Annotated in this window: 21 protein-coding genes; 6 read left to right on the forward strand and 15 right to left on the reverse strand. The window is 73.8% G+C overall.

From position 1 onward, the window contains the following. Positions 1 to 169: 169 nt before the first annotated feature. Positions 170 to 601: a division/cell wall cluster transcriptional repressor MraZ gene (gene mraZ, locus ACGFI1_RS01590; protein ID WP_089324294.1), complete on the reverse strand. Its 432-nt coding sequence runs from the start codon at positions 599 to 601 to the stop codon at positions 170 to 172. A 372-nt stretch (positions 602 to 973) separates the two neighbouring features. On the opposite strand from mraZ, the gene ACGFI1_RS01595 reads away from it, so the two are divergent. Genes ACGFI1_RS01595 through ACGFI1_RS01605 form a run of 3 tightly spaced genes read left to right on the forward strand, consistent with a single transcriptional unit; the run spans position 974 to position 5,760 of the window. Further along, positions 974 to 2,020, forward strand: a complete 1,047-nt coding sequence (locus ACGFI1_RS01595) for an AAA family ATPase (RefSeq protein ID WP_240807813.1) — start codon at positions 974 to 976, stop codon at positions 2,018 to 2,020. A gap of 3 nt (positions 2,021 to 2,023) precedes the next feature. Continuing rightward, on the forward strand, positions 2,024 to 3,286 hold the full coding sequence (locus tag ACGFI1_RS01600) for a DUF58 domain-containing protein (RefSeq protein ID WP_386868773.1): 1,263 nt from the start codon (positions 2,024 to 2,026) through the stop codon (positions 3,284 to 3,286). After that, on the forward strand, positions 3,283 to 5,760 hold the full coding sequence (locus tag ACGFI1_RS01605) for a transglutaminase TgpA family protein (RefSeq protein ID WP_392781917.1): 2,478 nt from the start codon (positions 3,283 to 3,285) through the stop codon (positions 5,758 to 5,760). Before ACGFI1_RS01600 ends, ACGFI1_RS01605 begins: the two co-directional genes overlap by 4 nt. A gap of 355 nt (positions 5,761 to 6,115) precedes the next feature. Here the strand turns inward: ACGFI1_RS01605 and ACGFI1_RS01610 are convergent, their stop codons facing one another. From ACGFI1_RS01610 to ACGFI1_RS01635, 6 genes are all read right to left on the reverse strand, one after another. Beyond that, positions 6,116 to 6,511 (reverse strand): DUF3040 domain-containing protein, encoded by a 396-nt coding sequence (locus ACGFI1_RS01610; protein ID WP_176201389.1) that lies wholly within the window; start codon positions 6,509 to 6,511, stop codon positions 6,116 to 6,118. Between the two features lie 147 nt (positions 6,512 to 6,658). Then, positions 6,659 to 7,924 carry a DNA polymerase IV gene (locus ACGFI1_RS01615; RefSeq protein WP_301177584.1) on the reverse strand — a complete coding sequence of 422 codons (1,266 nt, stop codon included), beginning with the start codon at positions 7,922 to 7,924 and terminating at the stop codon, positions 6,659 to 6,661. Positions 7,925 to 7,926: 2 nt separating this feature from the next. After that, positions 7,927 to 8,712, reverse strand: coding sequence for a methyltransferase domain-containing protein (locus tag ACGFI1_RS01620; RefSeq protein WP_138642132.1), 786 nt, complete (start codon positions 8,710 to 8,712; stop codon positions 7,927 to 7,929). 429 nt (positions 8,713 to 9,141) lie between these two features. Next, on the reverse strand, positions 9,142 to 9,558 hold the full coding sequence (nusB, locus tag ACGFI1_RS01625; protein ID WP_138639338.1) for a transcription antitermination factor NusB: 417 nt from the start codon (positions 9,556 to 9,558) through the stop codon (positions 9,142 to 9,144). A 1-nt stretch (position 9,559) separates the two neighbouring features. Beyond that, the gene (efp, locus tag ACGFI1_RS01630) at positions 9,560 to 10,117 is read right to left on the reverse strand and encodes an elongation factor P (protein WP_138639337.1); all 558 of its coding nucleotides are present in this window, start codon (positions 10,115 to 10,117) and stop codon (positions 9,560 to 9,562) included. A 32-nt stretch (positions 10,118 to 10,149) separates the two neighbouring features. Further along, positions 10,150 to 11,241 (reverse strand): M24 family metallopeptidase, encoded by a 1,092-nt coding sequence (locus ACGFI1_RS01635; RefSeq protein WP_392781920.1) that lies wholly within the window; start codon positions 11,239 to 11,241, stop codon positions 10,150 to 10,152. 152 nt (positions 11,242 to 11,393) lie between these two features. On the opposite strand from ACGFI1_RS01635, the gene ACGFI1_RS01640 reads away from it, so the two are divergent. Beyond that, positions 11,394 to 12,872 (forward strand): flavin monoamine oxidase family protein, encoded by a 1,479-nt coding sequence (locus ACGFI1_RS01640; RefSeq protein WP_205719482.1) that lies wholly within the window; start codon positions 11,394 to 11,396, stop codon positions 12,870 to 12,872. Positions 12,873 to 12,911: 39 nt separating this feature from the next. Here ACGFI1_RS01640 and ACGFI1_RS01645 read toward each other — a convergent pair whose 3' ends face one another. The 3 genes from ACGFI1_RS01645 to ACGFI1_RS01655 form a co-directional block, all read right to left on the reverse strand. Next, the gene (locus ACGFI1_RS01645; protein WP_386868783.1) at positions 12,912 to 13,958 is read right to left on the reverse strand and encodes an LLM class F420-dependent oxidoreductase; all 1,047 of its coding nucleotides are present in this window, start codon (positions 13,956 to 13,958) and stop codon (positions 12,912 to 12,914) included. Between the two features lie 62 nt (positions 13,959 to 14,020). Next, positions 14,021 to 14,686, reverse strand: coding sequence for an enoyl-CoA hydratase/isomerase family protein (locus ACGFI1_RS01650; RefSeq protein ID WP_392781923.1), 666 nt, complete (start codon positions 14,684 to 14,686; stop codon positions 14,021 to 14,023). Positions 14,687 to 14,718: 32 nt separating this feature from the next. Beyond that, the gene (locus tag ACGFI1_RS01655) at positions 14,719 to 15,165 is read right to left on the reverse strand and encodes a PaaI family thioesterase (RefSeq protein ID WP_138639332.1); all 447 of its coding nucleotides are present in this window, start codon (positions 15,163 to 15,165) and stop codon (positions 14,719 to 14,721) included. 97 nt (positions 15,166 to 15,262) lie between these two features. On the opposite strand from ACGFI1_RS01655, the gene ACGFI1_RS01660 reads away from it, so the two are divergent. Beyond that, complete coding sequence (locus tag ACGFI1_RS01660; RefSeq protein ID WP_301177578.1) at positions 15,263 to 15,838, forward strand: TetR/AcrR family transcriptional regulator; 576 nt, start codon at positions 15,263 to 15,265, stop codon at positions 15,836 to 15,838. On the opposite strand, the gene aroQ is transcribed toward ACGFI1_RS01660, so the two are convergent. The 4 genes from aroQ to aroC are packed head-to-tail and all read right to left on the reverse strand — an operon-like array spanning position 15,835 to position 19,038. Next, positions 15,835 to 16,278 (reverse strand): type II 3-dehydroquinate dehydratase, encoded by a 444-nt coding sequence (gene aroQ, locus ACGFI1_RS01665; protein WP_138639330.1) that lies wholly within the window; start codon positions 16,276 to 16,278, stop codon positions 15,835 to 15,837. The genes ACGFI1_RS01660 and aroQ overlap by 4 nt on opposite strands. Continuing rightward, on the reverse strand, positions 16,275 to 17,348 hold the full coding sequence (gene aroB, locus ACGFI1_RS01670) for a 3-dehydroquinate synthase (RefSeq protein WP_392781926.1): 1,074 nt from the start codon (positions 17,346 to 17,348) through the stop codon (positions 16,275 to 16,277). The genes aroQ and aroB overlap by 4 nt, the downstream gene beginning before the upstream one ends. Further along, complete coding sequence (locus tag ACGFI1_RS01675) at positions 17,345 to 17,851, reverse strand: shikimate kinase (protein ID WP_392781929.1); 507 nt, start codon at positions 17,849 to 17,851, stop codon at positions 17,345 to 17,347. The genes aroB and ACGFI1_RS01675 overlap by 4 nt, the downstream gene beginning before the upstream one ends. Before the next feature lie 8 nt (positions 17,852 to 17,859). Then, on the reverse strand, positions 17,860 to 19,038 hold the full coding sequence (aroC, locus tag ACGFI1_RS01680) for a chorismate synthase (protein ID WP_364553196.1): 1,179 nt from the start codon (positions 19,036 to 19,038) through the stop codon (positions 17,860 to 17,862). Positions 19,039 to 19,105: 67 nt separating this feature from the next. On the opposite strand from aroC, the gene ACGFI1_RS01685 reads away from it, so the two are divergent. Then, positions 19,106 to 20,116 carry a DUF2332 domain-containing protein gene (locus tag ACGFI1_RS01685; RefSeq protein WP_392781932.1) on the forward strand — a complete coding sequence of 337 codons (1,011 nt, stop codon included), beginning with the start codon at positions 19,106 to 19,108 and terminating at the stop codon, positions 20,114 to 20,116. Here the strand turns inward: ACGFI1_RS01685 and ACGFI1_RS01690 are convergent. Then, positions 20,113 to 20,712, reverse strand: a complete 600-nt coding sequence (locus ACGFI1_RS01690; protein ID WP_392781935.1) for a nitroreductase family protein — start codon at positions 20,710 to 20,712, stop codon at positions 20,113 to 20,115. The two genes, ACGFI1_RS01685 and ACGFI1_RS01690, sit on opposite strands and share 4 nt — an antisense overlap. Positions 20,713 to 20,749 lie beyond the last annotated feature (37 nt).

Genomic DNA, 20,749 nt, shown 5'->3' on the forward strand with positions numbered 1-20,749 from the left:
CGGCCTCGCCCGGCCAGGTCCCCATCCGCTGCCCTAGAGGAAGATCACCGCGTTTCCGCGGGGGGTCGCCGTCTGGCACCGGGGAAGCTGCGCCAGCTGGCTCGGAGAGCGGCTGGAGACCTGGCCGAACGTGGGCCATAGCCGGTCAACGGACCGACGAGTCATTCGCTCAGAGGATCCCTGGCAACACCTCCTCCGAGACGTCGGAGAACGTCTGCTCCTCCTGCTCCAGGTAGGTCTCCCATGCCTGGGCGTCCCAGATCTCCAGGCGCGTGTTGGCCCCGATGACCGCGCAGTCGCGGGTGAGCCCCGCGTACTTGCGCAGGGGAGGAGGAATCGTGACGCGGCCCTGCTTGTCCGGTACCTCGTCGGAGGCACTGGCGAAGAAGACCCGGCTGTAGCTCCGGACCGCCTTCTCCGTGACCGGCGCGGCACGCAGAGCCTCGGTAATCCGCTGGAACTCCGCCATGGGGAAGACGTACAGGCAGCGTTCCTGGCCCTTCGTGATCACCAATCCCCCCGACAGCTCCTCGCGGTACTTCGCCGGCAGGAACAGCCGTCCCTTGTCGTCGAGGCGCGGTGAATGGGTGCCGAGGAACACCGGCCCCACCTCCCGCGCCGCATGGGGTGCTACCGCCCCCACGGCGCCCCACTCTACTCCACTCTTCCCCACCGTCAACAAGAAAAACGCCTCCCACGGACGAATTCCGCGCGCGAAACCGCAGGTCAGAGAGGGTGGTGTGAGGTGGGGCCCGCCGGCGCCCCCACCGCGCGCCGGACCGGCGGCGAGCGCCCGGCGCCGCGGTTCCGGGCACCGCGGCGCGCGGTGGATGATCGTGGTGGAGCGAAGTGGCGGACGGCGACCGGCGTGCGCTGTCCGCCCCGTGCAGCACAATGGGCTCGCGTTCCCCATGAACATCGCGGCGGGCGTTCCGACGACGTACTGTCGGGTGGGACGGCTGAGGAGGGTTTGGTGGCAGTAGGCACGCACGGAGAGTCGTTCATGGAGACCGACCCACCGGCTCCCCACCCGGCCCGGCGGCGCGCCTCGGGAGGCGAGGGGTCCGGCCGCGGGCTCGACGGGCTCGCCCATGTCGCGAACAAGATCCGGGACGCGGTGGAGTCGGTCATCGAGGGCAAGCCCTCGGTGGTGCGGCTCGCGCTCACGGTGCTGCTGGCGGAGGGGCACCTGCTGATCGAGGACGTGCCCGGGGTCGGCAAGACGATGCTGGCCAAGGCGCTCGCGCGCTCGGTCGACTGCTCGGTGCGGCGCGTCCAGTTCACCCCGGACCTGCTGCCCAGCGACATCACCGGGGTCAGCGCCTACAACCAGGAGCTGCGCGAGTTCGAGTTCAAGCCGGGCCCGGTGTTCGCCAACATCGTGGTCGGCGACGAGATCAACCGGGCGTCCCCGAAGACGCAGTCGGCGCTGCTGGAGTGCATGGAGGAGCGGCAGGTCACGGTGGACGGCACCACCTACGCGCTGGAGCCGCCGTTCATGGTGATCTCCACGCAGAACCCGGTGGAGATGGAGGGCACCTACCCGCTGCCGGAGGCGCAGCGCGACCGGTTCACCGCCCGCATCTCGATGGGGTACCCCGACGCCGCCGCCGAGATGGAGATGCTCGACACGCACGGCCAGGCGTCCCCGCTCGACCGGCTCGCCCCGGTCGCGCACGCCGCCGACGTCCGCGACCTCATCGAGGTGGTGCGGCGCCAGCACGTCGCGCCGGCCGTGCGGCAGTACGCGATCGACCTCGTCTCCGCCACCCGCAAGCACCCCGAGCTGCGGCTCGGCGCGTCCCCCCGGGCGACGCTGCACCTGGTGCGGGCGGCGCGCGCGTACGCGGCGCTCGACGACCGCGACTACGTCGTCCCCGACGACGTCCAGGAACTCGCCGTCCCCGTCCTCGCGCACCGGCTGCTGCCGACGCCGGAGGCGCAGGTGGAGCGGCGCCGCCCCGAGCAGGTCGTCGCCGAACTGGTGAAGCGGCTGCCGGTGCCCTCCCCCGGGAAGTGACCGGTGCGACGCGCGCTCGCCGGCCTCACCACGCGCGGGCGGTCCTTCGTGGCCGCCGGCGCGACCGCGATCGTGTGCGCGGTCGTCCTCGGCGAGCGCGACCTGCTGCGGGCCGGGGTGCTCGTGCTGGTGCTGCCGCTGCTGTGCATGCTCGCCGTGTCGCGGACCCGGTACCGGCTCGCGTGCGCGCGGCGGCTGGAGCCGGCGCGGCTGCCGGTCGGCCGGGAGTCCCGCGTCGACCTGCGGCTGGAGAACGTGTCGCGGCTGCCGAGCGGACTGCTGATGGTGGAGGACCGGGTCCCCTACGCGCTCGGCGGCCGGGCCCGGTTCGTGCTGGAGCGGATCGAGCCGCACGGCTCCCGCCAGCTCGGCTACCGGATCCGCTCGGACGTGCGCGGGCGCTACCGCGTCGGGCCGCTGACGGTCCGGCTCGCCGACCCGTTCGGGATGGTGGAGCTGGTGCGCTCCTTCAGCCTGTCCGACACCCTCACCGTGACGCCCGCGATCGTCCCGCTGCCGCACAGCCGGCTGTCGGGCGCCTGGACGGGCGGCGGCGACAGCGTCGCCCGCGCGGTCTCCGCCGCCGGTGAGGACGACGCCGCCCCGCGCGAGTACCGGCACGGCGACGACCTGCGCCGCGTGCACTGGCGGTCCACCGCCCGGCACGGCGAGCTGATGGTCCGGCGCGAGGAGCAGCACTTCCAGAGCAGCGGGACGCTGTTCCTCGACACCCGCCGCGCCGCGCACTGGGGCGAGGGGCTGAGCGGCACGTTCGAGCAGGCCGTGTCGGCGACCGCGTCGATCGGCGTGCACCTCGTCCGCACCGGGATGAGCCTGCGGTACGTCACCGACGCCGGTGAGGCGCTGCCGGCCGCGCCGTCCGAGGGCGCGTTCGAGGGGCTGCTGCTCGACGCGCTCGCCGTGGCGCACAGGTCCAAGGGCGGGTCGCTGTCGGCGGGCCTGACCGCGCTGCGCGGCGGCGGCGGCCGGGAGGGCGAGGGCCTGGTGGTCGCGGTGTTCGGCACGCTGACCGCCGCGGAGGCCCGCTCGGTCGCCGAGGTGCGGGGCGGCACCGGCACGCGCGTCGCGGTGCTGGTCGGCGGCGGGCCCGCCGCTCCGGCGGACGGCGCGGCCCCGGACGCGGCGGCGGGGCTGCTGCGCGCGGCGGGCTGGCGCGTGCTGCCCGTCCGGACCGCCGCCGAGCTCGCGCAGGCGTGGACGACCGCCGGCAAGGCCGGCGAAGACTTCGTCAGGGACGGTGCATGAGGATCCGGATGACGGCCATGGCCGGGCTGGCGACGCTCGCCGGCTCCTTCGGCCTCTACCCGCTGTTCGAGCAGGCCGGCTGGTTCTGGGCGGGATTCGGCGCGGTGCTCGCGGTCGCCGGCGGCGGGATGCTGTCCCGGCGGCTGCGGCTGCCCGCGCCGATGAACCTCGTGTTCGGGCTGGCCGCCCTGCTGCTCTACCTCGACCTCGTGTACGCCGCCGACAAGGCGTGGCTGGTGTTCGTGCCGTCGCCGGAGTCGCTGCGGCACCTCGGCGACCTCGCCGCGGACGGCTGGCAGGCCGCGAACCGGTACGCGGCGCCGGTCCCGCCGCTGCCGGGCATCGCGATGCTGACCGCCGCCGGCATCGGGCTGGTCGCGGCGCTGGTCGACCTGCTCGCCGTCCGGCTGCACCGCACCGCCCCCGCCGGGCTGCCGCTGCTGGCCATGTACAGCGTGCCCGCCGCGGTCCGCGAGGACGGCGTCGGCTGGCTGGCGTTCGGCGCGGGCGCGCTCGGCTTCCTCGGCCTGCTGATGGCCGACGCCCGCGAGAAGGTCGGCGGATGGGGCCGGACGGTCACCACCCACCGGCGGCCCCGCGAGGTCCCGCTGGCCGGCGCCGACCCGGGCCCGGCCGAGGGCGCCTCTCCGCCCGACGCGACGCCGCTGGCGGTGAGCGGCCGCCGGATCGCGGTCGGCGCGGTCGCCGTCGCGGTGCTGCTGCCGGCCGCCGTGCCGGGCCTGGAGCCGCGCGGCATGTTCGGCCTCGGCAACGGCGGCAACGGCGGCACCCGCACCGTCACCACCCCCGACCCCCTCGTCAGCCTGAAGCGGGAGCTGACCCGGCTGGACGACTCGGTCGTCCTCACCTACCGGACCGACGACCCCGACGGCCCCGACTACCTGCGCCTCTACGCCCTGGACCGGTTCGACGGCGACCGCTGGACCTACAGCCCCCTGAAGAGCAGCGGCAAGGACAAGGTGGCGGTCGGGCAGTCGCTCCCGCCCCCGCCGGGGCTGACCATGGGCCGGATGCACAAGGTGACCACCCAGGTGCGGGTGCGTCCCGAGGTCAGGAACATGACGTTCCTGCCGGTGCCGTACGCGCCGACCAGCGTGGCGATCAAAGGCGACTGGCGGGTGCACGCCTCGTCGCTGATGGTCTACTCGCTGCGCGACTCGGCGGGCGGCCGCTCCTACACCGTGGAGAGCCTGCGCGCCGACCCGACCAGCGGGCAGCTCGCCGCCGCGGCCGGCTACCCGGACGACATCGTCGCGCACTACACGGCGGTCCCCAAGAACATCCCGCAGGAGGTCAGGCAGCTGGCCGAGCAGGTCACCGCCGGGTCGTCGACCGCGCTCGCGCAGGCCGTCCGGCTGCAGAGCTGGTTCACCGTCGACGGCGGGTACACCTACGACCTGTCCGCGCCGGCGCCGCAGCACAGCAACGACCTCGTCGAGTTCCTGCTGCGCGGCAAGCGCGGCTACTGCGAGCAGTACGCCGCGTCGATGGCGCTGCTGGCCCGGATCCTCGGCATCCCGTCCCGCGTCGCGATGGGGTACACGCCGGGCAGCGAGGTCCGGCCGGGCGAATGGGTCGTCCGGTCGCGGGACGCGCACGCCTGGCCGGAGCTGTACTTCCAGGGCACCGGCTGGGTGCGGTTCGAGCCGACGCCGGCCGGCGCCGCCGGGCAGGGCACCGCCCTCGCCCCGTCCTACAGCCAGCCCGCCGTCAGCAGCGGCGGCGGGAGCGACAGCGCGGGCGCGCAGGCGCCGGACAGCTCCGCCGCCGCCGGCGAGGCCACCGCGGCGCCCGGCGCGGGCGCCCGCCACCGCAACGACGAGGGCCCCGGCGGCGCCACCACCGCGCAGAACGACGAGGAGGACGGCTCCAGCGCCGTCCCCTGGCTGGCGGGCGCGGCGCTGGTGCTGCTGCTGATGGGCGTCCCGATGACGCTGCGGATGATCACCCGCCGCCGCCGCTGGGCCGCGCTGGCCCCGCCACCGCCCTCACCACCGCCGCCCGGCGCCCCGCCCCGTCCCCGGACGCCGGCGGCGCCGGACCCGGCGGGCGCGGCCCACGCCGCGTGGCGGGAGATGCGCGCCGACGCCCTCGACCACGGGCTCGAATGGCGGGCCAGCGACTCCCCGCGCGCGACCGCGCGCCGCCTCGGCGAGCTGCTGGAACTGGACGGAGCGGACGCGCAGGCCCTCACCCGCATCGCCCGCGCCGAGGAACTGGCCCGCTACTCCACGTCCCGCTCCCCCGAGCCTGCAGAGCGGCTCCGCGCCGACGTGCGCACCGTCCGTGAGGCGTTCGCCGCGTCCGTGGGCCGCCGCGCCCGCTGGCGCGCCCGCCTCCTGCCCCCGTCGACGATGGCGCAGGCACGCACGACACTCCGCACCACGGGAGACCGCGTCCTGGACGTCTCCGCCCGCCTGAACGACCTCCCCAACCGCCTACGCCGCAAGTAACCCCGAACACACGAACGCGCCCCGGCCCCGCACACACCCCTGGGCCCGGGACGCTCAGCCCTGGAACCGACCGCGTCCTCCACCACACCACAGACGCCCGATCAGCTGACCGCTGGAAGCGCCTGCGGGCCCGCACAAGGGCAGAACAAAACCGACGCCTCATCCCACTACAGACGTCGGCCACTTCACGTCCCAAGGGCGGCCCCAGCCCCCTGCACAAGCAGGACTGAGTGCCGCCCTCCACTCAACACCGAACGCCGGTCAACGTCACCCTGGGAGCGACTGCCAGACCCCGCACAAGCGGGACCGGCCATCGCCCTCGGCTCCGCCGGCGCTCAGCTGCGGACGCCGCCGGTCAGTCGCCTTCGGTGCGGCGGCGCCAGCGTTCTTCCATGCGTTCCATGAAGCCCGCCTTGGCCGGGCGGGCGGCGCGGCCGCCGCCGGGGCGGGCGGGCTCGTTGCCGATGCCCGTCATGCGCTTCCAGCTCGTCAGCGCCCAGACGCAGCAGACCACCATCAGCAGGAAACCCGTCACGCTGATCGCGATGGTGACCGTGCCCTCGTTGATCACGAGGCCGGCCATCAGCGCGCAGACGCCCACGACGAAGCCGAGGGCGGCCTTGACGATCCGGCGCTTGTAGTGGACCTGGGGGTTGGTCGAGCGAACCGCGTGAGCGAACTTCGGATCCTCGGCGTACAGAGCCGATTCGATCTGTTCGAGCATGCGCTGCTCGTGCTCAGAGAGCGGCACGGCACCTCCCAACGACAGCTCCGCGACGGGGTATCCGATGCGGGACGCGAACGTCAACGGTGATATGCCCAGAATACGAGCACTGTCGAGCGTACGAAAGCGAACGGCCCGCCGAGGGCCCGGTGCCGGTCACCCCACCGCCTTCTTTCATTGTCTTCCGTCCCTGCCGTCCCGTCCGTCACCGTCCGCCGCGCGCCGCACCAGCGCGGCGGGGCGGACCGCGCCGCGGCCGAACCGGTGCGCGACCTGGTCCATGGCTCGCTCGGCCTCACGCCAACCGCGTTCCGGCTCGTCGAAGGCGAGCTGACGGGGGGCCTCGCCGGCCGGGCCCAGGTTCTCCACCCGGACGCCGACCAGTCGGAGTCGTACCCGTTCCAGCCCGGCCGCCTCGTACAGCTCGCACGCTGTGACATAGATCACACGGGCGAGATCGGTCGGCTCGCTCAGCGTCCGCGCCCGGGTGATCGTCTTGAAGCTCGCCATCCGCAGTTTGACGCTGACCGTCCGGCCCGCGTTCCCGCTGGCGCGCAACCGCTCGCCGGTCTTCTCCGCCAGCCGCAGCAGCGACCGGCGGATCACCTCCGGGTCGTCGACGTCGGTGTCGAACGTCTCCTCCGCGCCGATGCTCTTGTCGGGCGTCTCCGGGACGACCTCGCGCGGGTCGCGGCCCCAGGCCAGCTCGTGCAGGTGCGCGCCGAGGGCGGTGCCGAGCTCGCGCTGGAGCGTGGGGAGCGGCACCTGGGCGAGCTGCCCGACCGTCCGCAGGCCGAGCCGGACCAGCGTCTGCTCCGTCCGCTCCCCGACGCCCCACAGGGACGCGACGGGCAGCGGGTGCAGGAAGTCGACGGCGCCGTCCGCGGGGACGACGAGCAGCCCGTCCGGCTTGCACCGGGTCGAGGCGAGCTTGGCGATGAACTTGGTGCTCGCGACGCCGACCGAGCAGGTGATGCCCTGCTGGTCGCGCACCTGCTCGCGGATGAGCTGCGCGATCCGCGCGGGCCGGCCGAGCCGCCGCCGGGCGCCCGCCACGTCGAGGAACGCCTCGTCCAGCGACAGGCCCTCCACCAGCGGGGTCACCGAGCGGAAGATCTCGAACACGGCGGCGGAGACGCGGGAGTACTTGCCGTGGCTCACCGGCAGCACGACCGCCTGCGGGCAAAGCCGCCGCGCGCGCGTCATCGGCATCGCCGAGTGCACCCCGAACGTCCGGGCCTCGTAGGACGCCGCGGACACCACGCCGCGCGGCCCGGCGCCGCCCACGATCACGGGACGCCCCCGCAGCTCGGGCCGTTCGAGCAGCTCGACGCTGACGAAGAACGCGTCCATGTCGACGTGCAGGATGTGGCAGCCGGTGTCGTCGGCGGGCGGCCCCGGCTGCGGCCCGGGCCGGTGCAGCTGCTGCTTGCGGCTCACGGCTAGCCGGCCGGCTTGTCGGCCACCAGATGCAGCTGGGCGGCCAGGTCCCGCAGGACCGGGTGGACGGCCGCGACCGACTCCAGCGCGATCAGCGCGTCGGCGGAGTCGGAGTCGCCGTCCAGCAGGCCGCTCGGCACCAGGTCGGCGAAGATGCGGACGCCGTGCAGCTCGGCGACCCGCAGGCCCGCGCCGCGCACCAGCGCCGACAGGGTCTCCCGGGTGAAACGGCGGGGCATCCGGTCGCCCTCGCCCCAGCGTCCGGCGGGGTCGGTCAGCACCCGCCGCGCGTCGTCGAAGTGCCCGGCCACGGCGCGGTGCAGCGCCGCGGCGACCTGCCCGGCGACTAGCACGCTGACCGAGCCGCCCGGCCGGACCGCGCCGGTGAGGGCCGCCATCGCCGCGCCGGGGTCGTCGACGTACTCCAGGACGCTGTGGCACAGCACGAGGTCGGCGGCGTCGGGGCCCAGCAGGTCGGGCAGGTCGACGGCGTCGCCCTGCACCGCGCGGACCCGCACCCCGGACTCGGCGGCGCGGCGCTCCAGCGCGGCGAGCGCGTCCGGGTTGGCGTCGACCACGGTGACCCGGTGCCCCAGTTCGGCGAGCGGCACCGCGAACCCGCCGGTGCCGCCGCCGACGTCCACCACGTCGTGCGGCCCGGCCTCGGGGGTGATGCGGTCGAGGACGGTGCGCAGGGCTTCCCACAGGACCGCGCTGCGCACCCGGCCACCGCCCCGCACCCGCTTCTGCTGCCGGCCGGTCACGGCCACTCCCCTAACGTCGCTCATCCCGCCTCAGCCTAGCTGCTGTGTTGCCCTGGGGGGCGACCCCCTGGAACCCCCGTCACGAGCCGGTCGATCCTCACGCCACGGTTTCTGTCGCTGTGACCGTGCGGGTCTCCTCGTGGCGCTGCGGTCGCCCGGCTCGACGGGCAGGCCCGCTGCGCTCGCCGGCGCTCGCTCCGCGTGCCCGCCCGCGACTGCCGGTTGCGGTTCAGGCGGGGAAAGGCGATTCAGGCTCACTCCACGTTCGAACCTCAGCCACCAGTCACGGGTCGGGCGGCTGGAGGGCGCCCAGCGCCCGGAGGCCGCCCGACCCGCCGAGCCGGGCGACCGCAGCGACACGTCACAAACCCGCACGGTCACAACACACCTGCACCGTGGCGTGAGGATCGGCCGGCTCGTGACGGGGGGATTGGGGGGTCGCCCCCCAAAGGACTACAGACTGAGGGAGGGCTTCAGGTGTTGGAGGCGGGAGAGGAGGCCGTTGACGAAGCGGGGGGATTCGTCGGTGGAGAGTTCGGTGGCGAGGCCGACGGCTTCGCTGACCGCGACGCCGTCGGGGACGTCGTCGACCCACAGGAGTTCGTAGGCGCCCATCCGCAGGATGTTGCGGTCGACGGTGGGCATGCGCTCCAGCGTCCACCCGGTGGCGTAGGTGGCGATCAGTTCGTCGATGCGGTCGCGGTGCTCCTGGACGCCTTCGATGAGGCGGACGGCGTGCGGGTATTCGGCCAGTTCGTCCTGGTTGGGGCGGCCCCGGCCGGCGAGGACGGCCGTCGGCTCCTCCTCGCGCAGTTCCGCCGCGAACAGGATGTCCAGGGCGAGTTTCCGTGCCTTGGTGCGCGCCGCCATCTCAGGCGCGGCCGAGGTACTCGCCGGAGCGGGTGTCGACCTTGACCTTCTCGCCGGTGGTGATGAACAGCGGGACCTGGATCTGCGCGCCGGTCTCCACGGTGGCGGGCTTGCTGCCGCCGGTGGAGCGGTCGCCCTGCAGGCCGGGCTCGGTCTCGGTGATCTCCAGCACGACGGCGGCGGGCAGCTCGACGTAGAGCGGGTTCTCGTTGTTGAAGGCGATCACGGCGTTCTGCTCGGGGAGCAGGTAGTCGGCGGCGGTGCCGACGACGGCCGCGGGGATGTGCGGCTGGTCGTAGGTCTCGGTGTCCATGAAGACGAAGTCCTCGCCCTCGCGGTAGAGGTACTGCATCTCCCGCTTGTCGACGCTCGCCACCTCGACCTTGGTGCCGGCGTTGAAGGTCTTGTCGACGACCTTCCCGGACAGCACGTTCTTGAGCTTGGTGCGGACGAACGCGCCGCCCTTGCCTGGCTTGACGTGCTGGAACTCCAGGACGGTCCAGAGCTGGCCGTCGAGGTTCAGCGTCATGCCGTTCTTCAGGTCGTTCGTCGTCGCCACTGGCTGATTCTCCCGGTCGCGGACCCGCGCGCCTACAGGACGAGCAGGTCCTTCGTCGTTGTGGTGAGGAGCTCGGGGCCGTCCGCGCGGACCACCAGAGTGTCCTCGATGCGGACCCCGCCCCGGCCCGCGAGGTAGACCCCCGGCTCCGCGGTGATCGGAACCCGGTCCAGCAGTTTACCGGTTTGGTCGTACCCCATGAGCGGCGCTTCGTGGATCTCCAGGCCGACGCCGTGCCCGAGGCCGTGGGAGAACTCCTTGCCGTGCCCCGCGTCCGCGATGATCTTACGGGCGGCGGCGTCGACGCCCTTGGTCTCCGCGCCGGGTGTGGCGGCGGCGATCCCGGCCCGCTGCGCCCGGTGGACGAGGCCGTAGAGGTCGCGCTGCCAGCCGGCGGGCTCGCCGATCGCGACGGTGCGGGTCATGTCGGCGTGGTAGCCGCCGTACAGGGCGCCGAAGTCCATGGTGACGAGGTCGCCGGCCTGGAGTTCACGGCCGCCGGGGTGGTGGTGCGGGACGGCGCCGTTCGGCCCGGACGCGATGATCGACTCGAACGCGGGGCGCTCGGCGCCGAGGTCGACCATGGCCCGTTCGAGGGCGATCGCGACGGCCCGCTCGGTGACGCCGGCGCGGATCTCGGGGAGGACGGTCTCGAACGCGCGGTCGGTGATGGCGCACGCCTCGCGGAGGAGGCCGATCTCCTCCTCGTCCTTGACCATGCGCAGTTCCTCGACGAGGTGGCCGAGCGGCGCCAGTTCGACCGGCGTGTCGAGCTTGCCGGCCTCATCGCGGAGGGCGGTGTGCTGCTCGACGGTGATGTCGTGGGCCTCGAAGCCGAGCCGGCCGTGGCCGTCCGCGGCGGCCCGCTTGATCAGCGCGGCGGCGACCTGGCGGTCCACGACGACCGGCAGGTCCGGGCAGACCTCGGCGGCCATGCCGGCGTAGCGGCCGTCGGTCGCGAGGACGGCCTCGCCGTCGGCCGGGACGAGCAGCGCCGCGCGGGAGCTGTCGAGGCCGGTCAGGTAGCGGACGTTGACCAGCCGGGTCACCAGCGCGGCGGCCAGGCCGCGGTCGGCGGCGAGCGCGGCGAGCCGGCGCCGCCGCGCGATGTGCGTCTCCCCCATGCCCAGGACTCTAGATGATCGGCGGGGGGCCGTCTCGACGCGGTCACGAAACATGAAGAACCCTCGACTTCGGCTCGAGGTCCGCCCTAGCGTGAGCTGCCGTGTGATCTTCCGTCCCCCCGCTTCTGGACTTCCCCCCAGGAGGGATCCCCTTGACGCGAGTCAGCCGCCGCAGACTGCTCGGCACGGGCGCGCTCACCGCCGCCGGAGCCGTCGCCTCCGCCGCCGCGGCGCCGTCCGCCGCCGCCCGCACCGCCCCCGTCAGCACCGACGTGGTGATCGTCGGGGCCGGCCTGTCCGGTCTCACCGCCGCGCGCGACCTGGCCGCCGCCGGCCGCTCCGTGCTCGTCCTGGAGGCCCGGGAGCGTCCCGGCGGGCGCGTGTACGGGCTGCCGCTCGGCGACGGCACCACCAGCGAGGGCGGCGCCGAGTTCATCGGCCCGACGCAGGACCGCATCGCCGCGCTCGCCAGGGACATGGGCGTCGAGACCTTCAAGACCTACAACGAGGGCAAGAACGTCTACTACCGCAACGGGAAGCGGTCCCTGTACGCCACCGACGGCCTGCTCGGCGCGGTCCCGCCGGACTGGGGCGTGATCGACCTGGAGCTGGCGCTGCTCAAGCTCGGCGGCATGGTCAAGGAGATCCCGGTCGGCGAGCCGTGGAAGGCGGCGAAGGCCGAGGAGTGGGACGCGCAGACCTTCCACACCTGGTCGCGGTCCAACTCGCTGAGCGGCGGCGCCCGGTTCCTGATGGACGCGTTCGCCTCCTCGACGCTGTCGATGCGCTCGCAGGAGATCTCGCTGCTGTACCTGCTGAACTACGCGGCCTCGGCGGGCAACGAGAGCACCCCGGGGACGATCGACCGGCTGATCAACACCAAGGACGGCGCGCAGGAGTCGCGGTTCGTCGGCGGGTCGCAGGAGGTCCCGGTCCGGCTGGCGGCGAGGCTCGGCGACATCGTCCGCTACAACGCGCCGGTGCGGTCGATCGCGACCGGCGCGGACGGCGTCACCGTCACCGCGGACGGCCTCACGGTGTCGGCGAAGCGGGTCGTCGTGGCGATGTCCCCGGCGATCGCCGGGAGGATCGACTACTCGCCGGGGCTGCCCGCGAGCCGGGCGCAGCTGATGCAGCGCTACCCGATGGGCTCGATCGCCAAGTTCGTCGGCGTCTACGACACGCCGTTCTGGCGGGCGGACGGCCTCACCGGGCAGGCCGTCGCCGACAGCGGCGCCATCGACGCGACCTTCGACAACAGCCCGCCGGACGGGTCGCGCGGCATCCTGATGGGCTTCATGAACCAGGCGAACATCCGCAGGCTGGACGGGGCGTCCGCCGACGAGGTCCGGGCCGCGGGGCTCGAATCGTTCACCAAGCTGTTCGGCGACAAGGCGGCCGCCCCGCGGATCACGGCGTTCCAGCGCTGGGACAACGAGATGTGGAGCGGCGGCGGCCCGGTCGGCATCGCCCCGCCCGGCGCCCTGACCGCGTTCGGCCCGGCGCTGCGCGCGCCGTGCGGCCGGATCCACTGGGCGGGCACGGAGACGTCCGACTACTGGACGGGCTACATGGACGGCGCGGTCCGCTCTGGCGAGCGCGTCGCCAGGGAGGTCCACGCGGCGCTGTGACGGCGCGGGGGCGGGCCGGCGCCGGCCCGCCCCGCCCGCTCACACTTCGGCGGCCATCTCCTTGACCTTCTCGATCAGGGCGAGCCGGCCCTTGTGGTCGCCCGCGATCGGGGACACGTTCAGCGTCGTGATCCCGGACTCCTTCATCGCGGCGAGCCGCTCGCGGACGTGCCCTTCGGAGCCGATGAGGGACATCTTCTCCAGCAGCTCCTGCGGGACCTTCGCGGCGGCCTCGTCCTTCTTGCCGTCCAGGTACAGGTCCTGGATCTCCTCGGCCTCCTTCTCGAAGCCGTACCGGCGGGCGAGGTCGTTGTAGAAGTTCTTGCCCTTGGCGCCCATGCCGCCGATGTAGAGCGCCGCCATCGGGCGGCCGAACTCCAGGTAGCCCTGCACGTCGTCGCCGATGGCGAGCGCGGCCTGGCCGACGACGTCCAGCTCGCCGAGCGCGGGGTCGCGGCGCGCCTTGCCCGCGGCGAGGGAGGCGCCCCACACGTCGGCGGCCTTCTCCGGCATGTAGAAGATCGGCTCCCAGCCGTTGGCGATCTCGGCGGTCTGCTCGACGTTCTTCGGGCCGATTGCGGCGACCAGGATCGGGATGTCGGCCCGCACCGGGTGGTTGATGAGCTTCAGCGGCTTGCCGAGGCCGGTGCCCTGGTCGGCGGGCAGCGGCAGCGTGTAGTGCTTGCCGTCGTACTGGAGCCGCTCCCGCCGCCACACCTTGCGGCAGATCTCGATGACCTCGCGGGTGCGGCCGAGCGGCGCGGTGTAGGGGACGCCGTGGAAGCCCTCGATGACCTGCGGGCCGGACGCGCCGATGCCGAGCGTGAACCGGCCGTCGGAGACGTAGTCCAGCCCGGCGGCGGTCTGCGCCATCGCCGTCGGCGTGCGCGAGTAGATGTTGAGGATGCCGGAGGCGATCTCCAGCCGCTCGGTCCTGGCGGCGATGTAGCCCATCTGGCTCACCGCGTCGAAGCTGTAGGCCTCCGCGATATAGACGATGTCGAGACCGGCCTTCTCGTAGTCGGCCAGCTCCTCGACGGTCTCCTTGAAACCGCCCGAGTAGCTGAGCGCCATCCCGATGCGCATCAGGCATCCTCCCTAACCGAATCCGATTCCAGTCGAACGTAACCTATCCCGCCGCCCGCCGGTCAGGGCAGGGCGGGACCGTGCAGCGCGTCCAGCACCGGCCGGTACAGGTCGGCGCGGATCCGGGCGACCGTCTTGCCGCCGCGGCCCGCCGCCGCGGCCGCAAGCTCCACGGCCGCGGGCAGGACCTCGTCCTCGGCGGCGGTCCGCTGGACGATCCCGGCCTCCCGCGCCTCCTCGGCGGTGTAGCGGCGGCCCGTGAGCATGGCCTCGTGCGCGGTGGCGGTCGGCAGCCGCTCCTTCAGCAGCGCGTTCATGCCGGGCGTGAAGCTCATGCCGAGGTCGACCTCGGGCAGGCAGAAGTAGCCGCGGTCGGTGCGCATGACCACGGTGTCGTGGCAGAGGGCGAGCATGGCGCCGCCGGCGAACGCGTGCCCGTTCACCGCCGCGAACGTCGGCATCGGCAGCTCCATGACGCGGGCGAACACGCCGTGCACGCGGCCCAGGTACTCCTCGAACTTGTCCTGGTTGGCGCCGAGCCACTCCAGGTCGAGGCCGTTGGAGTAGAACTTGCCGGTGCCCGCGGTGACCAGGGCGCCCGGCCCGTCGTTCTTCGCCACCGTGTCGAGCGCGTCCTCGACCGCGCCGAGGAAGTCGGGGCTGAACCGGTTCTCGCCGGCGTCGAACCGCAGGACGTACACGTCTCCGTCGCACTGGAGGTCGATCACGTGGCTCTCCTTCATCCGTGCCTGAGCGAACCCTACTCGCGAGTAGCCGCGGGGAAGACCATGCAGGTCGTCGTGCCGTGCGCGACGAGCTTGCCGTCCGCGTTGGTGATGCGGCCCTCGGCCGTCGCGACCTTGCGCCCGACGTGCACGGTCGTCCCCTCGCACACCAGCCGGCCGCCCTCCAGCGGCACCGCGCGGACGAAGTTCACCTTGAGCTCCAGCGTCGTGTAGCTCGCACCCTCCGGCAGCGACGTGTGCACCGCGCACCCCATCGCCGAGTCGAGCAGCGTCGACATGATGCCGCCGTGCACCGTCCCGAGGGGGTTGCTGAAGTCGGTGCGCGGCGTGAGGGCGAACACGACCCGTCCGGGCTCCAGGGTCTCGGCGGTCATGCCCAGCAGCGCCCCGATGCCGTATCCCTTCTCCGCGCCCATGTTGAGCAGCTCCTTCAGCTGCTCGAGGCCCGCCGTGCTCGCCATTCCGCTCCCTCGGTAGGACGCCCGTCATAGGAACCATGTTCTATGACGTCCGTCATGGGCAACGCGACCACCATATGATGAATGTCATAATCGAACCATGGGGACCGACAGCCGGGAACGCATGGTGCGCAGCGCCGCCTACCTCTTCCGCGAGCGCGGCTACAGCGGCACCGGCTTCCGCGACGTCATCGCGCACAGCGGCGCCCCGCGCGGGTCGATCTACCACCACTTCCCGGACGGCAAGGCGCAGCTCGCCGAGGAGGCCGTCCGCTACGCCGGCGAGTTCCTCAACGCCGGCATCCTCGCCGCCACCGAGGGCGGCGACGCCGCGTCCGCAGTGGACGCCTTCGTCGGCTGGTGGCGGCAGGTCCTGGTCAAGAGCGAGTTCCGGGCCGGCTGCCCCGTCGTCGCGGTCACCGTGGAGGCCCACGACGACGCCCCGCAGCTCGCGAAGGCCGCCGCCGCGGTGTTCGGCCGCTGGCAGGACACCCTCGCCACCGGCCTCGGCAACGCCGGCGTCCCCGACGACCGCGCCGCCCGCCTCGCCCGCCTCATCGTCGCCGCCGTCGAGGGCGCGACCATCCTCTGCCGCGCCCACCGCGACGTCGCCCCGCTGGACGACGTGGTCGCCGAGCTCAAGGACATGACCCGGCAGGCCGTCCGCGAGGACTAGCGGTTCTCGGCGAGGAGTTCGGCGACGGCCTGGAGGGCCAGGACGTAGGACATGGGGCCGAAGCCCGCGATGGTGCCGGTGGCGACGCCGGCGACGACCGAGGTGTGGCGGAACTCCTCGCGGGTCGCCGGGTTGGTGATGTGGACCTCGACGAGCGGGGCGGTGCGCTGGGCGAGGGCGTCGCGCAGCGAGTAGGAGTAGTGCGTGAACGCGGCCGGGTTCAGCACGATGGGAACGCGCTCGTCGGCGGCCTCGTGCACCCAGCGGACCAGCTCGGCCTCGTCGTCGGTCTGCCGGACCTCCACGCTCAGGTCGAGGCGGCGGCCGGCGTCGCGGCACAGGGCGGTGAGGTCGTCGAAGCTCGTCGTGCCGTAGGTGTCGGGCTCGCGGACGCCGAGCCGGCGCAGGTTCGGGCCGTTCAGGACGAGCACGCGGGTCATGGGGTGATCTCCCGGTAGGCGGCGGCGAGCAGCTCCTCGTCCGGGCCTTCGAGGCGGCCCGGCCGCCCGATGCCGTCCAGGACGACGAAGCGGAGCGTCCTCCCGCGCGACTTCTTGTCGATGGTCATGGTGGCGCGCAGGCCGGGCCAGTCGGCGGCGTAGGAGACGGGCAGGCCGACGGAGGCGAGGACGTCGCGGTGCCGCCGGACGTCCCCGGCGGGCAGCCGGCCGGCGAGCCGGGCGAGCTCGGCGGCGTAGACCATGCCGATCGCGACGGCGTGGCCGTGCCGGAACCGGTACTCCTCGGCCTTCTCGATGGCGTGCGCGAGGGTGTGGCCGTAGTTGAGGATCTCGCGGAGGCCGCTCTCCCTGAGGTCGGCCGAGACGACGTCGGCCTTGACCTTGATCGCGCGTTCGACCAGCTCGCGGGTGTGCGGGCCGTCGGGGGACGCGGCGCCCTTCGGGTCGTCCTCGACGAGGGCGAGGATCGCGGGGTCCGCGATGAATCCGGCCTTGATGATCTCGGCGAGGCCGCTGATGTAGTCCTCGTGCGGCATCGTCACGAGCGTGGCGAGGTCGCACAGGACGCCGGCGGGCGGGTGGAACGCGCCGACGAGGTTCTTGCCCTCGGGGATGTTGATGCCGGTCTTGCCGCCGACCGCCGCGTCCACCATGCCGAGCAGCGTGGTCGGGACGAGCACCGCCCGCACCCCGCGCAGCCACGACGCCGCCGCGAACCCGGCGAGGTCGGTGGTGGCGCCGCCGCCGACGCCGACGACGACGTCGGTGCGGGTCATGCCGAGGCGGGCGAAGGACGACCAGAGCCCGGCGAGCACGCCGACCTCCTTGGCGGCCTCCCCGTCGGGGACGGGCAGCGCGTGGACGGCGTACCCGGCCTGTTCGAGGGCGCCGGCGACGGGGCGGGCGATCTCCGGGAGCCCCTCGGCGTGCACGACGGCGACGGTGCGGGCGCGGTCGCCTACCATCGCGGGCAGCTCGCCGAGGACGCCCGTCCCGATGACGACGTCGTACGGGTCGGGCCCGCCGACGTGCACCCGCCCCGGCGTCACGCGTCCTCCAGGCCCTTGGCGATCTCTTCGACGATCTCGGCGGGCTCGCGGCCCTCGGTGTCGACGGTGACCGTGCCGAGGCGCTCGTAGATCGGGAGGCGCTCCGCCAGCAGCTTGCGCATCTGGCTGCGCGGGTTCAGCACGAGCAGCGGGCGGGCGGACGCGAGGCCGACCCGCTTGATCGCCTCGGACAGCCCGACCTTCAGGTAGACGACGGTGTGCCCGCCGAGCAGCTCCTGGGTCTCGGCGGCCAGGACGGCGCCGCCGCCGAGCGCGACGACGCCCGGGTGCTCGGCGAGGGCGGCGGCGACGGCGGCGCGCTCCAGCTCGCGGAAGCGGTCCTCGCCGTCGTCGATGAAGATCTCGCCGATCGGCTTGCCCGCCGCGGCCTCGACGTCGGCGTCGGTGTCGCGCAGCGCGACGCCGAGCCGGTCGGCGAGCGCGCCGCCGATCGTGGTCTTGCCCGAGCCGGGCGGCCCGATGATGACTGCCTTCGGTCGCATGGTCCCGCTCACTTGATCGTCAGGGCGGACAGGTAGCCGCGCAGGTTGCGGGCGGTCTCCTCGGCGGAGTCGCCGCCGAACTTCTCCAGCGCGGCGTCGGCGAGGACGAGCGCGACCATCGCCTCGGCGACGACCCCGGCGGCCGGGACCGCGGTGACGTCGCTGCGCTGGTTGATGGCCTTGGCGGGCTCGCCGGTCTTGACGTCGATGGTGTCGAGGCGCCGGGGGACGGTCGAGATCGGCTTCATCGCGGCGCGCACCCGCAGCACCTCGCCGGTCGTCATGCCGCCCTCGACGCCGCCCGCGCGGTTCGTCCGGCGGCGGACGCCCTCGGGCGTGCCGTCGATCTCGTCGTGCGCGCGGGACCCGGGCCGCCGGGCGGTGGTGAACCCGTCGCCGAGCTCCACGCCCTTGATCGCCTGGATGCCCATCAGGATCCCGGCGAGCCGGGAGTCGAGCCGGCGGTCCCAGTGGACGTGGCTGCCGAGGCCGGGCGGCAGCCCGTAGGCGAGGACCTCGACGACGCCGCCGAGGGTGTCGCCGGCCTTCTTCGTCTCGTCGATGTGCGCGACCATCGCCGCGGAGGCGCCGGCGTCGAAGCAGCGGACGGGGCTCTCGTCCACCCGGGCGAGGTCGCCGGGGCCGGGCAGGACGCCGGCGGGCGCCTCGACCTCGCCGAGCGCGATCACGTGGCTGAGGACGTCCACGCCGAGGGCCTGCTTGAGGAACGCCTTGGCGACGGTCCCGAGCGCGACGCGGGCGGCGGTCTCCCGGGCGCTCGCCCGCTCCAGCACGGGACGGGCGTCGTCGAAGCCGTACTTCTGCATGCCGACGAGGTCGGCGTGGCCGGGCCGGGGCTGCGACAGCGGCGCGTTGCGCGCTTGGGCGGCGAGGACGTCGGCGTCGACGGGATCGGCCGACATGACCGTCTCCCATTTGGGCCACTCGGTGTTGCCGACCTCGATCGCGACCGGCCCGCCGAGCGTCACCCCGTGCCGGACGCCGCCGAGGATCGTCACCTCGTCCTGCTCGAACTTCATCCGGGCGCCCCGCCCGTGCCCGAGCCGGCGGCGGCGCAGTTCCTCGGCGATGTCCCCCGAGGTCACGCGCACACCGGCCGGCAGCCCCTCCACGATCGCGGTCAGGGCCGGGCCGTGGGACTCCCCCGCGGTCAACCAGCGCAGCATGGCCCCGATCCTATTGACTCCGCGCGCCCGCCCGTGACGGCGTCCACCATCTGAGAGGCTGGCGCGGGTGAGGAAGCAACTGCTCGCACAGTCCCGGGCGTGCGCGGAGCTCGGATCGCCGATGTACGCGGAGCTGCTGGCACGGGCGGCGGACGACCCGGGCGGCGCCGCGGCGGACGTGCTCGGGGAGCACCGGGGCTCCGGCTACATCCTGGGGATGCTCGGGACGGTCCACCGCCTCGTGCTGGAGGGGCGCGCGCCGGACCTGGCCGCCTACTACCCGACCGCTGGGGGAACGCGGGACCCGCTGCTGGCCTGGCCCGCGTTCCGGGACGTGCTGGCCGGGCACGCGGCGGAGATCCGCGCGGGCCTCACCGACCCGCCGCAGACGAACGAGGTGGGACGGTCGGCCCCGCTGGTCGGCGGCCTCCTGGCGATCAGCGCGGCGACGGGCGGGCGCCCGGTCCGGCTCCTGGAGATCGGCGCGAGCGCGGGCCTGAACCTGCGCGCCGACCACTTCCGGTTCCGCTACGACGGCGGCGTGTACGGGCCGGAGTCGCCGGTCGTGCTGCCCGGCGCGTGGCGGGGCCTGCCGCCGGTGGACGCGCCGCTGGCCATCGTGGAGCGGCGCGGCTGCGACCCGAACCCGCTCGACGCGGCGTCGCCCGCGGCGCAGCGGCGGCTCCTGTCGTACGTGTGGCCCGACCAGGCGGAGCGGGTGGCGCGGCTGCGGGCGGCGTTCGAGGTGGCGGCGCGGGTCCCGGCGGAGGTCGTCCGGGCGGGCGCGGCCGAGTTCCTGGACGGCCTGGCCCCCGAGCGGGGCACCGCCACGGTGGTGTGGCACTCGACGATGCGCGCCTACCTGTCGGAGGACGAGGCGGCGCGCGTCGACCGGCACATCGAGGACGCCGGCGCGGCGGCCACCGCGGACGCGCCCGTGGCGCACCTGTCGTTCGAGGGCCCGGACGCCTCCCGCCTCAGCACCGCGCACGTCGTCGCGCTGCGGCTGTGGCCGGGCGGGGAACGCCGGATCCTCGGCGAGGGCCCGTCGCACGGGCTGCCGACGACCTGGCTCTAGCGCGGGTCCGCCCAGGACTCGCGGCGGACGAGGTCGCCGTAGGGCTTCGCCATCGACCGCAGCCGGGCGGTGTCTGCCGGGGGCACGGCGTCCTCGCGGGCGTGGCCGATCGTGACGACGCCGACCACGGCGATGTCGTCGGGGAGGCCGAGCAGCTTCTTGAGCCCGTCCTTGTGGCGGACGGTCGCGAACCCCGTCGCGAGGCCCTCGTTGATCGCGGCGAGCTGGATCAGCATGAGGAACGCCCCGGAGTCGACCCACCAGTAGGGGGCGGGCCACTCCATCTCCTTGCCGTCGATGAGCTTGTCGGGGCGGGTGTAGCGGTCGTGGTAGTCGTCCTCGCGGATGCCGAGCACCATCAGCACCGGCGCGACCGACAGCCACTTCTCCGGGTAGACGGACTCCTCGGCGAGTTCGGCGACGCGCTCGCGGGTGGCGCGCTCGGTGACGACGACGAGGCGGTGGCCCTGGCTGAACCCGGCGCTCGGCGCCCGGCGGATCGTCCGGGCGATCTTCTCCACGGTCTCCGCCGGGACGGGGTCGGTGCGGTAGCGGCGCACCATCCGCCGCGCCGCGAGCACGTCGTCGAACTCCACGCTCTCTCCGTTCTCAGAGGCCCTGCTCTCAGATTCC

This window comes from Actinomadura geliboluensis, from assembly GCF_043197915.1.
In the GTDB taxonomy this organism is placed as follows: Bacteria; Actinomycetota; Actinomycetes; order Streptosporangiales; family Streptosporangiaceae; genus Spirillospora; species Spirillospora geliboluensis.

What these genes read in the sequence shown, in the direction of transcription:
- ACGFI1_RS01605 (WP_392781917.1), top strand. Translation starts at nt 3,283, where the DNA reads ATGAGGATCCGGATGACGGCCATGGCCGGGCTGGCGACGCTCGCCGGC.
- ACGFI1_RS01620 (WP_138642132.1), bottom strand. Translation starts at nt 8,712, where the DNA reads ATGAGCGACGTTAGGGGAGTGGCCGTGACCGGCCGGCAGCAGAAGCGG.
- nusB (WP_138639338.1), bottom strand. Translation starts at nt 9,558, where the DNA reads ATGGCGGCGCGCACCAAGGCACGGAAACTCGCCCTGGACATCCTGTTC.
- ACGFI1_RS01635 (WP_392781920.1), bottom strand. Translation starts at nt 11,241, where the DNA reads ATGGGGGAGACGCACATCGCGCGGCGGCGCCGGCTCGCCGCGCTCGCC.
- ACGFI1_RS01645 (WP_386868783.1), bottom strand. Translation starts at nt 13,958, where the DNA reads ATGCGCATCGGGATGGCGCTCAGCTACTCGGGCGGTTTCAAGGAGACC.
- ACGFI1_RS01655 (WP_138639332.1), bottom strand. Translation starts at nt 15,165, where the DNA reads ATGGCGAGCACGGCGGGCCTCGAGCAGCTGAAGGAGCTGCTCAACATG.
- ACGFI1_RS01660 (WP_301177578.1), top strand. Translation starts at nt 15,263, where the DNA reads ATGGGGACCGACAGCCGGGAACGCATGGTGCGCAGCGCCGCCTACCTC.
- aroQ (WP_138639330.1), bottom strand. Translation starts at nt 16,278, where the DNA reads ATGACCCGCGTGCTCGTCCTGAACGGCCCGAACCTGCGCCGGCTCGGC.
- ACGFI1_RS01675 (WP_392781929.1), bottom strand. Translation starts at nt 17,851, where the DNA reads ATGCGACCGAAGGCAGTCATCATCGGGCCGCCCGGCTCGGGCAAGACC.
- aroC (WP_364553196.1), bottom strand. Translation starts at nt 19,038, where the DNA reads ATGCTGCGCTGGTTGACCGCGGGGGAGTCCCACGGCCCGGCCCTGACC.